This window comes from Geodermatophilus sp. SYSU D00779 (assembly GCF_054050595.1).
Genome location: NZ_JBJGZQ010000069.1, coordinates 1 through 1,414, shown reverse-complemented (window position 1 = coordinate 1,414; position 1,414 = coordinate 1). Strand labels below are relative to the sequence as shown.

At 73.3% G+C, this 1,414-nt stretch carries 3 protein-coding genes; all 3 read right to left on the bottom strand.

Going from position 1 to position 1,414, the window contains the following annotated elements; translation table 11 throughout:
* Positions 1–199 (bottom strand): aminotransferase class III-fold pyridoxal phosphate-dependent enzyme (locus tag ACI79G_RS24930; protein WP_456883711.1); only part of this gene is annotated, 199 nt, incomplete at its 3' end.
* Entirely contained in the window at positions 196–1,206 is a 1,011-nt protein-coding gene (gene argB, locus ACI79G_RS24925; protein ID WP_456883716.1) for an acetylglutamate kinase, read from the bottom strand. The genes argB and ACI79G_RS24930, both read right to left, overlap by 4 nt.
* Positions 1,203–1,414 (bottom strand): bifunctional ornithine acetyltransferase/N-acetylglutamate synthase (locus ACI79G_RS24920; RefSeq protein ID WP_456883715.1); only part of this gene is annotated, 212 nt, incomplete at its 5' end. The genes ACI79G_RS24920 and argB, both read right to left, overlap by 4 nt.

Sequence of the window (1,414 nt, the reverse complement as noted above, 5' to 3'; positions counted from 1 at the left end):
GGGTGATGGCCTCGACGACCCTCGGGTGGGCGTGGCCGAGGATGGTGGTGGCGATGCCGCCGAGCAGGTCGGTGTACTCCCGGCCGTCGACGTCCCACACGGTGGCTCCCGCGCCGCGGGCCAGCGCCACCGGCGGGGTGCGGTAGTTGTGCATCATCACCGCCGACCAGCGGGCGGCCAGCTCCTCCGTGCGGCTCATGCCGGCTCCTCCCCGGGATCGGTGCGGGCCGGGACCACCATGGTCCCGGTGCCCTCGGACGTGAACATCTCCAGCAGCAGGGCGTGCGGGGTGCGGCCGTCCACGACGGTCGCCCGCTTCACCCCGCCCTCCACCGCCCGCAGGCAGGCCGCCATCTTCGGCACCATCCCCGAGTCCAGCGTGGGCAGGATCTCGGCCAGCTCGCCGGCGTCGATCTGCTGCACCAGCGAGTCGCGGTCGGGCCAGTCGGCGTAGAGCCCCTCCACGTCGGTGAGGACCACCAGCTTCACCGCGCCCAGCGCGACCGCGACCGCCGCCGCGGCGGTGTCGGCGTTGACGTTGTGCACCACGCCGTCCTCGTCGGGGGCGACGGTCGCGATGACCGGGATGTGCCCGGACGCCAGCAGCGCCCGGACGGGGGCCGGGTCGACCGCGACGACGTCGCCGACCAGGCCGACGTCGACCTCCTCGCCGTCGACGACCGCGGTGGTGCGCCGGGCGGTGAACAGCCCGCCGTCCTCACCGGACAGGCCCACGGCCAGCGGGCCGTGCTCGTTGATCAGCCCCACCACCTCAGGGGTCACCTGGCCGGTGAGCACCATCCGGACGACCTCGATCGTCTCCTCCGTGGTCACCCGCAGCCCGCCGCGGAACTCGCTGGCGATGCCGAGCCGGCCGAGCATCTCGGTGATCTGCGGGCCGCCGCCGTGCACGACGACCGGGAGGATGCCGCAGGTCCGCAGGAAGACCATGTCCTCGGCGAAGGCGCGGCGGCACTCCTCGTCGACCATCGCGTGGCCGCCGTACTTGACCACCACCACGTTGCCGTGGAACTCCTTGAGCCACGGCAGCGCCCCGGTGAGCACGGCGACCTTGCGGGCGTCGCCCTCGGGGTCGTAGGTCCGCATGACCCGGCTCGTGCCGATCCGCTTGCGGACGGCGGGCACCGTGGGCGGCGCCTCGTCGACCCGGACGTCGGGCGGGGTGGGGTCCTGGGGTGCGCTCATGTGGAGTAGGCCGAGTTCTCGTGCACGTAGGCGATGGACAGGTCGTTGGTCCAGATCGTCGCCTGCTCGGTCCCGGCCCCGAGGTCGACGTCGATGGTGATCGCGCGACCGGTGAGGTCGACGCCCTCGCGGGGGTCGCCGATCGCCCCACCGCGGCAGACGGTGACCCCGTTGATGGTCACGTCCACCCGGTCGGGCTCGAAGACCG

What these genes read in the sequence shown, in the direction of transcription:
- argB (WP_456883716.1), bottom strand. Translation starts at nt 1,206, where the DNA reads ATGAGCGCACCCCAGGACCCCACCCCGCCCGACGTCCGGGTCGACGAG.